Origin of the sequence: Cytobacillus horneckiae, from assembly GCF_002835735.1 — a bacterium.
Classification (GTDB): Bacteria; Bacillota; Bacilli; order Bacillales; family Cytobacillaceae; genus Cytobacillus; species Cytobacillus horneckiae.
Genome location: NZ_PISD01000011.1, coordinates 63,624 through 80,103 on the forward strand (window position 1 = coordinate 63,624; position 16,480 = coordinate 80,103).

At 37.8% G+C, this 16,480-nt stretch carries 13 protein-coding genes; 2 read left to right on the forward strand and 11 right to left on the reverse strand.

The window, feature by feature from the left end; genetic code table 11:
- Window positions 1-16: 16 nt before the first annotated feature.
- The 5 genes from CWS20_RS06400 to CWS20_RS06420 form a co-directional block, all read right to left on the reverse strand.
- A complete protein-coding gene (locus CWS20_RS06400) occupies window positions 17-1,084 on the reverse strand; it encodes a GerMN domain-containing protein (RefSeq protein ID WP_066191580.1) in 1,068 nt (355 codons plus the stop codon).
- A gap of 121 nt (window positions 1,085-1,205) precedes the next feature.
- Window positions 1,206-3,341: a DNA helicase RecQ gene (gene recQ, locus CWS20_RS06405; protein WP_066191575.1), complete on the reverse strand. Its 2,136-nt coding sequence runs from the start codon at window positions 3,339-3,341 to the stop codon at window positions 1,206-1,208.
- 156 nt (window positions 3,342-3,497) lie between these two features.
- Entirely contained in the window at window positions 3,498-4,295 is a 798-nt protein-coding gene (racE, locus tag CWS20_RS06410) for a glutamate racemase (protein ID WP_066191572.1), read from the reverse strand.
- A 12-nt stretch (window positions 4,296-4,307) separates the two neighbouring features.
- Entirely contained in the window at window positions 4,308-4,766 is a 459-nt protein-coding gene (locus CWS20_RS06415; protein WP_066191570.1) for a MarR family winged helix-turn-helix transcriptional regulator, read from the reverse strand.
- Window positions 4,767-4,919: 153 nt separating this feature from the next.
- On the reverse strand, window positions 4,920-5,024 hold the full coding sequence (locus CWS20_RS06420; RefSeq protein WP_101226251.1) for a spore gernimation protein: 105 nt from the start codon (window positions 5,022-5,024) through the stop codon (window positions 4,920-4,922).
- Between the two features lie 925 nt (window positions 5,025-5,949).
- Between CWS20_RS06420 and CWS20_RS27920 the strand changes: the two genes are divergently transcribed.
- A complete protein-coding gene (locus CWS20_RS27920) occupies window positions 5,950-6,120 on the forward strand; it encodes a hypothetical protein (protein ID WP_157090489.1) in 171 nt (56 codons plus the stop codon).
- A 929-nt stretch (window positions 6,121-7,049) separates the two neighbouring features.
- Here the strand turns inward: CWS20_RS27920 and CWS20_RS06425 are convergent.
- The 6 genes from CWS20_RS06425 to CWS20_RS06450 all read right to left on the reverse strand — a co-directional run bounded on the left by CWS20_RS06425 (window position 7,050) and on the right by CWS20_RS06450 (window position 15,524).
- Window positions 7,050-7,274 (reverse strand): helix-turn-helix domain-containing protein, encoded by a 225-nt coding sequence (locus CWS20_RS06425; protein WP_066191568.1) that lies wholly within the window; start codon window positions 7,272-7,274, stop codon window positions 7,050-7,052.
- Between the two features lie 147 nt (window positions 7,275-7,421).
- Window positions 7,422-7,886 (reverse strand): acyl-CoA thioesterase, encoded by a 465-nt coding sequence (locus tag CWS20_RS06430; protein ID WP_066191566.1) that lies wholly within the window; start codon window positions 7,884-7,886, stop codon window positions 7,422-7,424.
- Between the two features lie 234 nt (window positions 7,887-8,120).
- Window positions 8,121-11,987, reverse strand: a complete 3,867-nt coding sequence (locus tag CWS20_RS06435) for a 5'-nucleotidase C-terminal domain-containing protein (RefSeq protein ID WP_066191564.1) — start codon at window positions 11,985-11,987, stop codon at window positions 8,121-8,123.
- 299 nt (window positions 11,988-12,286) lie between these two features.
- Window positions 12,287-13,060, reverse strand: a complete 774-nt coding sequence (gene sdhB, locus CWS20_RS06440; RefSeq protein WP_066191561.1) for a succinate dehydrogenase iron-sulfur subunit — start codon at window positions 13,058-13,060, stop codon at window positions 12,287-12,289.
- A gap of 31 nt (window positions 13,061-13,091) precedes the next feature.
- Window positions 13,092-14,843, reverse strand: a complete 1,752-nt coding sequence (sdhA, locus tag CWS20_RS06445; protein ID WP_066191557.1) for a succinate dehydrogenase flavoprotein subunit — start codon at window positions 14,841-14,843, stop codon at window positions 13,092-13,094.
- A gap of 72 nt (window positions 14,844-14,915) precedes the next feature.
- Window positions 14,916-15,524 (reverse strand): succinate dehydrogenase cytochrome b558 subunit, encoded by a 609-nt coding sequence (locus tag CWS20_RS06450; RefSeq protein WP_066191555.1) that lies wholly within the window; start codon window positions 15,522-15,524, stop codon window positions 14,916-14,918.
- A 470-nt stretch (window positions 15,525-15,994) separates the two neighbouring features.
- Here CWS20_RS06450 and CWS20_RS06455 point away from each other — a divergent pair, with 470 nt between their 5' ends.
- Window positions 15,995-16,438, forward strand: coding sequence for a YslB family protein (locus CWS20_RS06455; RefSeq protein WP_066191553.1), 444 nt, complete (start codon window positions 15,995-15,997; stop codon window positions 16,436-16,438).
- Window positions 16,439-16,480 lie beyond the last annotated feature (42 nt).

Sequence of the window (16,480 nt, forward strand, 5' to 3'; positions counted from 1 at the left end):
TTTTTTAATTACAAGTTTAGAAGCTGCCTGTATTCACATTCTCTGGTCTTGTTACAGGCTCTAATTTCTTCCCGTCTTCATTGACAATATCTGCATTACCATCCACCTGAACGGCAACGCTCTCAATTCCTTTTTGTTCTGTTAGTGATAGGACGAGTGCGTTTAATAAGTTTACGGAGACGTACTTATCTTCGAAGCTGCTGTAGATAGCTTCGTTAAAGTTTAGCGTAACGACCCCATCCTTCATTTCCGGCTTTTCTAACAGCTCTACTTCTTTTGCCAGCGATGGAGATAGATTTGTTCCTGCTCCAGGCCCTTTCACAAGCTCTGCAACAACTGCTTCGATATTATTTTCATTCTTATTGGATACCCGCTTAGTCACGGGAACATAGTAGTAATTCCCCTCTTCTCCGCCTAAATAATACACGGTTACAGGTTTTGTATTGGAAATATCAGTTACTAATGAATGATCAAAGTTGATACCGATTGCTCTGCTTGTTGTTTCACCAATTGGCGTACCATTCACAGGCATTTCATCCATTTCGTTGCCATTGAGTGTCATTTTTACTTTTTCCACTCCATCAAATTGTGTGAGTGTCCAAGTAACTGCTTGAAGAATTCTCATCTCATCCTCTGGCTTGTATTCACTGAATTCCTTTGAGAAATCGACATTGGCTACGTCCTTTTTAATATCAACAGATACCTTCGTTCCAGCTGGAAGCACAGCACGGAAGTTGTTAGGCAATACCTCTGTTACTGGTCCATCTTCAACTAAGTGTTCTAATGCCTGTTTCGCTACAGAGTTTGTTTTTGGCAAGTCCAAAACTTGCGAAACAACATAGCCGTTATTATCAATTAAGTATAATTCAGTTTTCACTGTTGATGCTTCCGCCTCTTCAGTACCCTGGTCTGCATCTTCTGTTGATTCCTCTGTTACAACATCTTCATCCTCGTACGAGACCGTTTGTGGAGGGTCGATTTTTTCTTTTTTATCTCCACCTCCGAATAAGCCGCACCCTGATAATAATGCTGATGAGACGAGTACAGCGGAAACCACTATGGTCGTTTTTTTATTGATAGACATAACTTTTCCCTCCTAAGACAGTTTGTACTACATGTATACGAGCCTTTTTACAAAATAGACCGTCTTAACAAAGAAAAATCATAGGATTCTTTAGACAAATTTGGACAAACTAGAAAAAAATTTAGTTTAGCTCATTTTTAACTAGCACTGCTTTAATCATGAAATAATCAATCTTATCATCCAGTTGTTCCTTTATTGGCTTCAGCTTATCATTGCCGACTTTATCAGCCGCTTCGAGTACTTGCTGTTCAACATTCTCATCAAAAATATTTTGCCAATCTAATTCATGCCCTTCCTGCACTGCTCTCATAATATGGTTTTGAATCGTTATCGGAGAAAAGTTCCGTTCCTTAGCAATCTCCTTAATCTCTTTTCCAGAAATAAAAGCTTCAAAGGATAGCAGATAGCTAGGTACACCAGAGTCTGCCTTCGTGTCCTTCTGTTCATCTGGCATTCTCTGCTCAATTTGGATATTATGTTCTTCAACAAACGCTTGAATCGCACCTATAAATTTCTCACCATATTTGTCAAACTTCATTGCACCGACACCTTTAATGCTCAGCATCGACTGTTTTGTCGTTGGAAAATAAGCGCTCATTTCCCTTAATGCAGTATCTGCAAAGACAACATATGGAGGTACATTCTCTTCATCTGCTATTTGCTTGCGCAGCTGCCTTAGACTAGCAAATAAATCTTCATTGCCATTTGTTTTAACTGATTCCGGCTTTTCTTCTTTTGCTATTTTCATAAATATTTTCTCTTCACCTTTTAACACTGGTACCGCGGCTGCCGAAAGCTTTACGACAGGAAATTTGCCGTCCGTTAAAGTCAAATAGCCTTCAGCAAGGAGATAATTTATCATCGAAACAATGTTCTTTTCCGTTCTCTGCTTCATTAATCCAAAGGTAGATAGCTTTAGAAAGCCAAGTTCTTTGATCCTTTTATTGTTAGAGCCCTTCAGCACTTGAGCTGTTAATGTCACACCAAAGCGTTCACCCATTCGTTTAATGCAGGAGAATATCATAAGTGCTTCATTCGTTATTTCAACTGACTCGCGGTTATCGACACAGTTTGAGCATTTTCCGCATGCTTTCTCAGTGCTACCATCAAAGTACTCGACAATATATGTTTGCAGGCATTTTTCTGTATGGCAGTAGTTTACCATTTGTTTAAGCTTTGCATATTCCTGTTCTCTTAAAGACTGATTTAAGTTCGTTTCTTCTATTAGAAACTTTTGCAATTGAACATCCTGTGGTGAATACAGCAGGAAGCATTCACTTTCCTCGCCATCACGTCCTGCACGGCCTGCTTCCTGATAATACGCTTCAATATTACGCGGCATATTGTAATGAACAACATATCTTACATTCGATTTATCGATGCCCATTCCGAATGCATTCGTTGCAATCATTATTTGCGCTTCATCATATACAAATGCATTCTGTGCCGCTTTCCTTGCACTCTCAGACATTCCCGCATGATACTTTTCAACAGCATATTTTCCCGACTTTAGAAAATTATACAGCTGATCTGTTTCTTTTCTACTGGAGGTATAAATAATTCCTGACTCTTGTGGACGCCTTTTTATAAATTGCTGAATAAAATCGCGTTTATTGACACCCTTCATAACATTAAATGTTAAATTTTCACGGGCAAACCCAGTTATGAATGTATCCTCTTCCGTTATCCCTAATAGTCTGCAAATATCGCTTTCCACATCTCTTGTTGCAGTAGCTGTTAATGCAGCAATGACAGGATTATGCTCGAGAGTTTGGATATGCTGTACGATGGAGCGGTAGCTTGGGCGGAAATCATGTCCCCATTGCGATATGCAATGAGCTTCATCAAAAACGACCATCGATACTTGAATAGAGTTTAGGAGATGAATAAAGCTTTCAGATTCAAATCTTTCCGGCGCAGCGTAAACAAGCTTATAATCTCCTCGTTTTATGCCATTAATCGTTTCATGATATTCCTGATTGGATAAGGTGCTGTTAATAAATGCAGCCTTTATGCCTGCTGTCATTAAAGCATCAACTTGATCTTTCATGAGGGAAATAAGCGGAGAGATGACGATAGTTGTCCCGTCATTGATTAGTGCAGGAATTTGAAAACAGAGGGATTTACCTCCTCCAGTAGGTAAAATGCCAAGCGTATTTGTTCCATCCAATAGATTTCGAATAATCTCTTTTTGGCCTGGACGAAAAGATTCATAGCCAAAATATTGCTGCAAGTATTCTTCAGCCTGTAATAACAATGATTCTCACCTCATTTGAAATTTATAAAAACGATTTACGAACTGCTTTTCTTGATGCAAATTGTCAGTGTGCTGGCTCAGTGTTTCCGATAGTATGAGCTAAAAAGAAAAACACCTATATTTATCCGGTGTTTTTCTAGTTTGAGGGACAAATGATTAGCCTAATTGAATTCTTTCAACGTTATCGATCTTTTTTTCCAGCCATTTCGATGCAATTTTTGAAAAAATTGCAGGAGAGCCTGTTGTAAAGAATTGATATATTGGCGGCTCGCCCTCTTTATTTAAATAGCCACGATCATGAAGGATCGTACTAGCTTCCCGCGCTGTTTCATCACCGGAGCTGATGACTTTTACTTTTTTACCCATTACATTTTTTACTAAATCTTCAAGCAGCGGGTAATGCGTACAGCCTAAAATTAATGTATCGAGTCCAAGATTAGTTAATGGAGCCAGTGTTTCAAAAACAATTTTCTTAGCTAAAACGCCGTCATATTCACCGCTTTCTACTAGCGGGACAAATTTAGGGCATGCCAAGCTATACACAATCGTACGGCTATTAATCTCTTTTAAAGCAATTTCGTATGCTTTGCTTTTTACGGTGCCTAACGTGCCAATAATGCCTACAACATTGTTATTCGTTACTTTAATCGCCGTTCTAGCGCCAGGATAAATGACGCCAATAACTGGAATGGGCAATTCTTTTTTTATTTCCTCAAGGGCAACTGCAGTAGCTGTATTACATGCAATGATTAGCATTTTAATTCCTTTAGACATTAAAAAATCCGTCATTTGCCATGTAAAGGCTTTAACTTCTTCCCCTGTTCTCGGTCCATACGGGCATCTCGCTGTATCACCGAGATAGATAATATTTTCATTCGGCAGCTGTCTAATAATTTCCTTTGCTACCGTCAGGCCTCCAACTCCCGAGTCTATAAGTCCAATTGGTTGTTTCACTTTCTTACCGCCTCAATCTATTCGCATATCTTGATGCAAACGTTGTAAATTTTCCCTAAGATGCAAAACTTCATCATTTGAAAAATGCTTTAATACTGCCTGTAAATATAACTGCCTTTCATCAATCACTTCTTCGATAATCCTTTCGCCTTCCTCCAGAAGGTGGATGCGGACAACTCTGCGATCATTAGGGTCCTTCACCCTTTTGACAAGATGATTTTTTTCCATGCGATCAACAAGATCTGTCGTCGTACTAAAAGCTAAAAACATTTTAGTTGATAGTTCACCGATCGTCATATCCCCATCTTCATGCAGCCATTGGAGGGCCACAAATTGCGGAGGGGTGATGGTGTAATTACTTAAGATTTCCCTGCCCTTTTGTTTAATGATACCGGAAATATAGCGCAAATCTTTTTCAATATCGGCAACAATCTCATTTACTTCTTGGTTTTTGTGTTCACTGGCATCCATTCTCTACACTCCCATTAGTTCCTACTCTTTGTATACTGGCAATAGTCATCGAATCAATTCCCTTGTCCATTAATTTTCGCTTTTTTTTACGGAAAATTCAAGCGTGAATTGTAAGCAAGAGAAAAAAAGTCGCAGAAAGCGTTAACCGGCAATCTAATTGGATGCCGGTCTTGGATTATCGTTCATACGAAGGAGCTCTACAACAGCTTGCGAAAGCTCCTTTACATCAAGCTTTCTCATGGCATTTGTGATGTCCACTATTGCAAACCACTGTCAAAAGTTACCGGACATATGTGTACTAGATGGATTTAAGTTTGAACTGAATGATAGAAATGATCAAAGGCTTCGTTCATGTGTTAATTACAAGTTCGTTAATTTTTTTGCTACAGCAATATATATTTGTTTTCTCAATCTCAGTCTCACACTCTTTTCAGATATAAATCAATGATTATTCTTAAGTTTTCTAATTAAATCTGTAATGTATATTTCTATCTGTTTCTTCTATAATATATTTTAGAAATCTCTCGAATTTTCGCTTTACGTGCTAATTTTGATAAGGTGTGTGTTTATATCCATAAGTAATTTTAATATCGGGTAGATACTCACTTTTCACTTACGCCCATTCCTCTTTTGTGATGATTGCTGGATGTTGGTTGTCATATACTATCGACCGTTCACTCGAATTTACTTATTATAAGATATCAACATCTAGCTAGTAAAAAGACACCCTGTTAGCGGAATTTTTTTCGATAAAAAATGGATTTTTTGTTTTTAAAGTAAACTTCTAAATTGTTTAAAAGTATTAATGCTGCTCAATTTAAAAACCTTAATGGACAATTGAGGCTTACATATAATTTTAAATATTCTTTTTCTGCTCCTCAACGAAAAAATATATTGATGCTAATAAGACACCCCCTGGATATACATGACATCAATCAAAAGTCAAACCACCGTAAAGCAACTTGAGGTAGTCCATATACTATAAGCCCATTAGATTAACGGGCTTATTTTTTACCCGCATTTTCTAGCCGACATTTATAGTATAGTTAGCCAGCAAAGTGAGAGAGAGCATTCTTACTTTTTTCTCCTCTGAAACTGCACCTACCTTTTTTATAAAATATTGAATCTTTTAACTGATTGAATCGTATATATACAAATCATAAAAATACGGAGGTATTCATTTATGTTCTGGATAAGTATCGCTACTGCATTTCTTATGTTATACCTAGGCATCTCTGGCTTTGAATTATATAAAAAGAAGCAGCTCGGCACTTTACCTTCTAAAGATTTAGAGAATAAAGTTCATTCATTAGAGAAGAGAATCCAAGACTTGGAGCGAAGAAGGGATCAATAAATTGGCCTCTTCAAATCTTTCAATAAATCATTTCAAACATTCTTTTACAGCTTTTTATAATCATGTAGTTTCATAAGATACTGAGTCTATCAATGAAATACACACCTTAATAAATCACCTACGTCTTTTCTAGATTGTCCATAATGTGGCAAACGCTTGTATCATTTGTTTCTTTTTCCATATTAAACTCCCTATTTAAATGGCTTATTATCTTGAAACATAATTGGTCTACATACAGTAAATTTAATCATCCCATCAATGGAGGTTTGGATATGCACTGGAAAAAATATGCTATTCTTTTTATCCCTGGGATCATAATTTTTATCATTTCAATTTTTATCCTACCAGCTGATAAAATTTTTCTTACAGTAATTGTTCCTTTAATTTGTTGGGTTATTTACTTTGCTTGGGTATACATAGAAAAGAAATTTAAAGCGTAGTGTTGTATTCATTCACTCTTTTGTTCACTAAAGAAGGTCGTTCACATGGTGAAATATCGATATTTTGGCATTTCTCTCGCTCTTTTTGGGTCCATAATAATGATTATTAATATGTATTTGTTAAATATACATAATCAGTATGACGTTATCAGATACATCTCTATTGTCATATTCATTATTGGCTTTTTACTTATACCTAATTATTCAAAACCTAAAAAGAATAAATAAACCTTTTTGTTCATGCTTACTCAATAATTCTCTTGTTACTTTTCCTGGAGGATAAAACCTAAACCGTAAGATTAAAAATGTTTACTTTAAATAAAAAAGAGCCTCACAGGCTCGTTTTTATATCATAATATTTAAATACTAAAGCAGAGTTGATTTATGATTTCCAATCACCACCCGGCCATTAACAAGTGTGAATTTAAAAAAGAGAAAAACTCGCTGAAAAATGTTAACCGGCAACCCAAATGGATTGCCGGTCTTTGATTATAGTTCTAGCTCTCCCATACGAAGGAGCTCTACAACAGCTTGAGAACGCCCCTTTACACCAAGCTTTTGCATGGCATTAGATATGTGGTTCCGAACTGTTTTTTCGCTTATAAACAATTCACCAGCGATTTCCCTAGTTGTTTTATCCTGTACTAGCAGCTCGAATACTTCTCTTTCTCGTTTTGTTAGTAATGGCTTGTGAGTATAATCATTCTCCTTCAAGTATTGTAACCCTCCTTGCCTTTCGCCAGCCATGAATCGCGGGGTGGGTGTATATTAGTCATCATATCATATGTACGAAAAACACTTGGAGTGACTGAAAATGACCATCCAGAGAATGTTTATTTTTAAAATGTACTCTTGTCCAGCTTAAACATTTACATTTATTTTTTTTTGAAATGCCTGCTTCATCTCGTCCGTCCAAGGTACACCTTTTCCAGTCAGCTTAGAGATTTGCACGACTGTACCCCTTCCAGTGAAGCAGATTTCTCCATTTTCGCGCTTGCCCATATAATGGATATCTACCGATGAATTGCCGATAGAATCCGCCTTCACATATATATGCAATCTTTCATCAAAAAATACCTGTTTAGCAAAATCACAATGTAAATCCGCCACTACAATAAATGTTTCGTTCTTCTTGCTAACCCAATCGTCCATTAAACCAAGGCTTTTTAAATATTCAATTCTTGCTTCCTCAAAATAAATAAAAGGAATTGTATTATTTAAGTGCCCGAACATATCTGTTTCAGAAAACCGCACCTTCACAGGATAATAAAAACTAAACTCCTCTTCCCATTCCACAATATTGTCAATATAATCATTCTTCTTCATGTTGCCTTCCCCCTAACCTCAAAATGAATGAGCGCTCAGTCTTTTTCATTATTATATAACTTTTTCGAACATTTAAAAAGTAAAAATAATTACAAGTAGAAGGAGGTACCTGTCACCTACAAGATTCGACAAAGTGGAAAAGAGGCCTGTCCCTTTGTTGGGGTGGCCTCTTTTTGGAATTGTTTTCGTTTAGGGTTCGGGTAGAGCTTGTTATTCTTTATTATGGGTTGAGAATTAGAAGCCTAAGAATTTTTTGATGATTTCCCAGATCCATTTTGTTATTTGTTTAGCTTTTTCTTTTAGATGTTCTTTTATTTCTTCTTTACATTTATTCCAATCTCCGTCAGGACCTGGCTTACATGCACTGCCTGGCTCTTCAGGTTCGCCTGGTTCGCCGCCATCGGATTTTGGCTCCTCTATAATTCTGCCTTCTACTTCTGGTGCTACTGGACTATTATTCTCTAAGTAAGTTGCAAACACATCATAATCTACCTCAAACAGCTCAGTGATGCGACCTTCATCTTTTGCAACTTTAAACATATCATAGCCGTCGCCGCCATCCGCAGTAAACGCATTTGTCGCCACTGTATATGTGCGTTCGGAATCAATTGCCTCATACTCATTATCAATCAGTACATCTACAGAATGAACACGTTCTCCTGCCGGCTGCTCAACATCGTATTTGAAACGAAGGCCTGCCACTTGCATAAATTGCCCCGCTCCATTTTCAACCGCTGCTACGCTATGCTCTAATGCAGCAACAATTTCCGCACCCGTTAAATCTAATGTCACAAGCATATTACCGAAAGGCATGACCGTTAACACATCACCAAGAGTAATATCGCCTTCAGCGATTGATGATCTTATTCCACCGCCATTTTGCATAGCGATTTGAGTGCTGACAGATTCATTTGCCTTTTTAAGCATTCCATCCGCAATAAGATTTCCTAAATTTGTTTCCTTCGTTCTTACATCCGTTCTTTCACCATTTAATGGAACCTCTGTATGTCCGACCACTTGCTGTTTTAGCTCCTCTAATGGAACACTTAATTCTGCTAATCTTTGTTTTGCCCATACATCTTCTTCGTATATAAATTCACCATTGCCATCTTTCGCAAGAAGATCTAAAAGCTTTCCATTCCATTCAGTAAGCACACCCTCTTCGTCAAAAATCACGTCCAAGCTGCCAAGATAATTATTATACTCATTTGCCTGAACAATAAGGACCGGTTCTTCATTCTCATGAAAAACGACTGGACTTTCTATTTTTGTATGAGAGTGGCCGCCAACAATAATATCGATACCCTTTACTTCTTCAGCAAGGCGCTTATCAGGATTGAAGCCTAAATGAGTTAGGGCAATAATCTTATTCACACCCTCAGCTTTAAGAGCTTCCACCGTCTGAATGGATGTTTCAATTGCATCCTCAAAAACAATATCATCACTAGGGTTTGCTAAAAATGCAGTATCTTCTGTTGTTAAGCCGAAAATTCCAACTTTTTCTCCATCAATTTCTTTGATGATAGCCGGATAAATCTTTCCTGCTTCTCCTGGCTGGCCAAATTCATTTACTTTTAATGGATTTAGAATTTCGTCATTGGAAACATTTACGTTCGCACTGACAAATGGGAACTCGGCATTGCTTATAAAATCTGCTAAAACTTGAGAATCTTTATCAAATTCATGATTGCCAAAGGTCATAGCATCATAGTCTAATCGATTCATAAACTCTAAGTCTGCCTGTCCAAGATAATAGTTAAAAAACAGGGTGCCTGAGAACACGTCTCCAGCATCTAATAGCAATGTATTTTCTTTTTCATTTCTCATTTGATTTACTGCTGTGAAAAGGCGAGGGACATTATCTAGATGTGCATGCGTATCATTCGTATGCAAAATACTCATATTAAATGGCCCATCATTTTGTTCTGTTTCTTCCAATGTCAACTCGACAACTAATGGATCATGGTCACTTGCACGTCCATGAGTTTCCATAAACAATGAATTAATATTTAAAATATCAATATTCGCCGCTTCAGCTAAATGATTTGATACTAAAATATGGTCTAAAACTTGTGCATTCCCTTGATAATTGTAGGTGAATCTTTTATTTTCATCTAATGCTTCCACCATATTTGTCAGTTCTTCACCTTTTAAAGCGTCAAGCGTTGGTGTAAATTCAAAATCATTCATGTCACCTAAAACGACTACATTTGCTTCAGGATTTTCAGCATGAATATCTTTTACAAACCCATTAATCACTTCAGCAATTTCAATCCGCTTTGCTTCACTTCCCAATTCAGGAGGTTGATTTCTTCCGAATAAAGGCTGATCCCCAGTCTTAGAATTAAAGTGGTTCGCAATCACTACTACATCTTCACCGTTAAACTCAAACTGAGCGGCAAGTGATTTCCTCGTAGATTCAAAGATTGGATTTTCAGGATCAATTCTGCCTGGATTTAATGTTAAACTGCCATTTTCATAAGCAACTGCATCTGTTGCTCCCCCTTTAGCCGCTTCTTTCAAAGTGACTCTTTCAGGGTTGTATAAATACCCAACACGAATATTCCCGCCAGGCTGACCGCCGTCCTGCTTATCTGCAGGAGCAATATCTGTCCATGCATATGTAGGACCGCCATGGGATTTGATTGTTTCAATTAGTTTTTCATAACTTGCTTCTGCCGTTGTTGTGCCATTATCTGTTGGTCCATTGTCATCCTGCACCTCAACAAGACCAATAATATCAGGCGAGTTTAGCTCATTGATCATTGATTGTGCGATTCTATCTGTTTTTTCTTGGCTAGTACCTGCAAAATAATTCTCAATATTATACGAAGCCACTGTCAGTTTGTTTTCATCGTTGCCAAGTTCTGTTTTTATTGGCGTATTCTCGCTTTCGTTCAATGGTGGCAAAGAATCCATATCAACAAGAACTTTATAATTGCTATATCCATAACTGATTACACCAGCTACTGTACCGTCAAAGCTGTCGCCTGCTTTCGCTACATAATTTCGATCCTCAAGCAACAAGTGCAATCTCTCAGGATTTTGATTACCCTCAGCAAGCAATATACCGCCTTGTTCAGAATAGGTTTTCCCTTCCACTTGCTCTGCTATAACTGGCACTTCTCCATATTTTTGCGGAGCGACGACTAATGGATTTTCTACAGCTACTCGCATTCCCTCAATGCTTTCATAAAAATCAATTCCATCTTCTTCAGGGTCAAAAACAGAAAATTGATCGTTATCAATTACATCTGTAGGGATAGGCAAATCCTTACCGAGAATGACTGGCTCTGGTAGTTCATTTCCTGATGAAACAACACGAAGATTTCCGTTTTGCGCATTAATTTCAGTCATAGCCAAGTCAGTTTGTAATTTTTCATCATAACCGTCTAATACCCATTCCTTCACGAGGCCGTCCACTTCAACCAAATCTCCTGCGCGGATATTATGAGCGGGCTTATATACAAGAATTCCTTCAGAAGTATGAGGGTTATCATCTGGTTCCACATCTTGCATGTAGAAATTACGAGCATCCACAACCTTCGTTACAACGCCTTGTACAGCTTTTACATTCTCATCCGCATATGGTGAATTGTGGTCTGCCCCTTGTATGTCATGGATGCGCAGCCCTTCAATTCCTTCAAATGGGTTTTCACCCCCATCACCAGGCTCTTCATCTGTAAAAGACATTGCTGTCGGGCTCTTTAAACCAGGAACAGTGAAATAGCTTTCTAATTTCCCGGTAATTGTTACTTTTTGCCCAATAATGTTAGGATTCGTTTGCAGTCCAAATTTAGCTCGAAAATCAGCCGTTAGTTGCACTGGCAAAATCTTAGCTGGATCTGTTTCATCCGCGCTGTCTGCAATTGCTATATTAAAGTCATTATTGAACAGTGGACTAAATTTATAATTATTTGTTGCTACGGTATGTGCGACTATGTACCCTTCTACTGTTGCGGTTCCTTGATTATTTCTAATTGCATCTTCAACTGTCAGTTCATCACTGCTTGCAGCCTGTCCAATTAAAGGACTAAAACTAGAAAAAACTAACATAAAAATAGTCAAAAAGGCTATAACCCGATTTTTTGCGAGCTTCATTCTGCTCCTCCTCTATACATTTTTTTCTGAAACTTTCAACATTTGAACTATAACAGGTTTTCGTTAATTCGTGTTTACTTTTCGGGGAGATTCAGCAAAAATTGTCAAAAATAAGAAATTAGTATGAGTAATATTTTCCAACAAATATATGTATAAAGTGCTAATTTTCAAATAAAAGAGGCCGAAAGTCTTTGTCTTTTTTCAAGAAGCAACTTATTTTCTTGGAAATAATGATTTTTGAGTAGAAAAAAAAAAGAGAGCATGTCCCAGTTGAACATGCTCTCTTTCGAATTCTTTTATTATACTCTGTCACTTCCGAAGAAGTTTTTGAATGATTGTAATGTTGTGTCGCGATTTAATGCCGCGATTGAAGTCGTTAAAGGAATTCCTTTCGGGCATGATTGCACACAGTTTTGTGAGTTACCGCAGTTAGCAAGTCCGCCATCACCCATTAGTTCCTCCAAACGTTCTGCTTTATTCATTTCACCAGTTGGGTGAGAGTTGAATAAGCGAACTTGTGAAACAGGGGCAGGACCGATAAAGTCTGATTTACTGTTTACGTTTGGACAAGCTTCAAGGCAAACCCCGCAAGTCATACATTTTGATAGTTCATATGCCCATTGGCGTTTTTTCTCAGGCATACGAGGCCCTGGACCCAAATCGTAAGTTCCATCGATAGGAATCCACGCTTTCACCTTTTTAAGTGAGTCGAACATGCGGCTGCGATCTACTTGCAGGTCACGAACAACAGGGAAAGTGCGCATCGGCTCTAAGCGAATAGGCTGTTCTAATTGATCAATTAGAGCTGTACAGGATTGGCGTGGTTTACCGTTAATAATCATTGAACATGCACCACAAACTTCTTCAAGACAGTTCATATCCCAATTAATCGGAGTTGTATGTTCACCTTTTGTATTAACAGGATTACGTCTAATTTCCATTAATGCGGAAATCACGTTCATATTCGGGCGGTATTCTACCTCAAATTCTTCCTGATAAGGGGCTGAATCTGGAGAATCCTGACGAGTAACTGAAAATAAAACGGTTTTTGATTTTACTGCTGCTTCTGACATGTCTTATTACTCCCCTTTCTCTTAATTTTTCTTAGTGTTTCTTAGTGTAGTCACGCTTACGTGGCTCGATTAAGCTGATATCAACCTCTTCATAATGGAACTGTGGAGCCGATTTGCTATCAACAAATTTCGCCATTGTTGTTTTTAAGAATTCCTCATCGTTACGTTCTGGGAAGTCCGGTTTGTAATGAGCCCCACGGCTTTCATTACGATTATACGCACCGATCGTTATTACACGTGCTAATTGAAGCATATTTTGCAACTGACGTGTAAATGCTGCACCTTGGTTGCTCCATTTAGCCGTATCGTTAATGTTGATATTTTCATATCTCTCAAGAAGCTCTACAAGCTTTTGGTCTGTTTTTAAAAGTCTATCGTTATGTCGTACAACCGTTACGTTATCAGTCATCCACTCACCAAGCTCTTTATGAAGAACATACGCATTCTCGTTTCCATCAAGAGACATAATGTGATTCCATTTTTCCTCTTCTTGTTGTACATGACGGTCAAATATTGAAGAAGATAAATCTTCACTACTCTTTTCAAGTCCGCTAATATATTCAAGCGCTTTAGGTCCAGCAACCATTCCGCCGTAAATAGCAGAAAGAAGTGAGTTTGCGCCTAATCTGTTGCCACCATGCTGAGAATAATCACACTCTCCTGCAGCAAATAATCCAGGAATATTTGTCATTTGGTCATAATCTACCCATAATCCGCCCATTGAGTAGTGAACGGCAGGGAAAATTTTCATTGGAACTTTACGAGGGTCTTCACCTTGGAATTTCTCATAAATTTCAATGATTCCGCCAAGCTTAATATCAAGTTCTTTAGGATCTTTATGTGATAAATCTAGGTAAACCATGTTTTCACCATTGATACCTAGTTTTTGGTTTACACAAACATCAAAGATTTCGCGTGTAGCAATATCACGCGGAACGAGATTTCCGTATGCAGGATATTTCTCTTCCAGGAAATACCAAGGCTTACCATCTTTGTAAGTCCATACACGTCCGCCTTCACCGCGAGCAGATTCACTCATTAGACGTAATTTGTCATCTCCCGGAATCGCAGTCGGGTGAATTTGAATGAATTCGCCATTTGAATAGTATGCACCTTGCTGATACACGATAGAAGCCGCAGATCCTGTATTGATAATTGAATTTGTTGATTTTCCGAAAATAATTCCCGGTCCGCCAGATGCCATAATTACCGCATCAGCAGCAAAAGATTTGATTTCCATTGATGTTAAGTTTTGCGCAACGACCCCACGGCAAACACCTTCATCATCAATGACAGACCCTAAGAATTCCCAGCCTTCATATTTTGTTACTAATCCGGCTACTTCATGACGGCGAACTTGCTCATCCAATGCATATAGCAATTGCTGACCAGTTGTTGCGCCTGCAAAAGCAGTACGGTGATGCTGTGTTCCACCAAAGCGACGGAAATCTAATAGTCCTTCAGGTGTACGGTTAAACATAACACCCATACGGTCAAATAAGTGGATGATTCCCGGCGCTGCATCAGCCATCGCTTTTACTGGAGGCTGGTTTGCAAGGAAGTCGCCACCATAAATTGTATCATCAAAGTGGATCCATGGAGAATCCCCTTCACCTTTTGTATTAACCGCTCCGTTAATACCCCCTTGGGCACAAACAGAGTGAGAACGTTTAACTGGTACTAAAGAAAATAACTCGACCTGTCCACCTGCTTCAGCAATTTTTACTGTTGCCATTAATCCGGCTAATCCGCCGCCGACAACGATTACTTTTCCTTTACCCATTTTGGCTCACTCCCTTAATACTTGTACAACTATAAAGTCCGAACGTTTTCAAAACTGTATGTATTCTGTTTCTTAAACAAATGCAAAGATTGCGCGAATACCTACAATTGATAAAGCAACAAAAACACCTAGTGTTACATATGTTGAAATAACTTGTGATCTTGGTGAAACTGTGATTCCCCAGCTAACCATGAATGACCATAATCCGTTAGCAAAGTGGAAAATAGCAGAAAGAACACCTACAATATAGAACACAAGCATGAATGGATTAGCTAAAATGTCGGCCATCATTTGGTAGTTCACGTCTGCACCTAAAGCGGCTGCAATCCGCGTTTCCCAAACATGCCAAACAACGAAAATCAACGTAACGACACCAGTAATACGTTGAAGGTAGAACATCCAGTTACGGAAATATCCATATTTCGTTGTATTGTTTTTTGCAGTAAAAGCGATATAAAGACCATATATTGCATGATAAAGTAAAGGCAAGAAAATAATGAAAATTTCAAGAAAATATCTAAAAGGTAGACTTTCCATGAAATGTGATGCACTATTAAATGCCTCTTCTCCCCTTGTTGCAAAATGGTTCACTACTAAGTGTTGGATTAAGAACACCCCAACAGGTATAACGCCAAGCAATGAATGCAATTTGCGATTGAAAAACTCTCTGTTACCCGCCATTAGTTTACCCCCTTGATTTTGTCGCATGATGCATTGGAATTAATTTAGTTTGTGATATCCCTCACATCAAATAGAAAATGCAAAGCAAATCATTTTCCTACATTTATATGACATGTCCATTTTACTCCCAAGAATAGAGAGCGTCAAGAAAACGGATACATGTTTTTGCCGATATTACGAAAATTTTTTAAATATATAGATTTCATACAAATCCTGTATTTCTGTCACTTTTTCTATTATTATTATGGAGTGCAAATATATTAAAATAACAAAAGCAGAAGAAAAAACTTACATAAAAAAATCTTTCCAAAAGATTGTTTTTTTACAGTCCTCAGCCATTATCATTTTTATTACCAAGTTTTACATTTCTGATACAATGAAAAAATCATACCTTTTTTACTGTACGTATGAGTAAATTAAAAGTAAATTGTATATAATAGACTCATAGAAAGAGGGGAGACTAGAGTACAATGCCATCTTCGGAAGCTTTAACAGAATTACCTGCAGAAACAGTGCCTTCTTTTGGCTACGAATTAATCCGCGAAGATCTTTTACTTGATCTATTAGGTAAAGATACAGCTGACATTTTATATTGGGCTGGTAAAAGATTAGCTCGTAAATACCCATTATCATCCACAGATGAAATTGTAGATTTTTTTCAGCAAGCAGGGTGGGGAAAGCTTGATAAATTAAGTGAAGATCAAAAAGAAATGGAACTAGAATTATCAAGTCCTTTATTTGCTTCACGTTTTAAAAAGAATCCGCAAACAACCTTTCAGCTTGAAGCAGGCTTTATCGCCCAGCAAATTGAACAAAAAAAAGAGGTTGTCTGTGAAGCTTTTGAGCATCCCCGTAAAAAAGGCGGAAAGGTGCTATTCACTGTAAAATGGGATAAAAAAGACAGCACAGAGTAATATGTTCGTCCATTTTTCAGCGAACGCCACCTTTCTTATTAT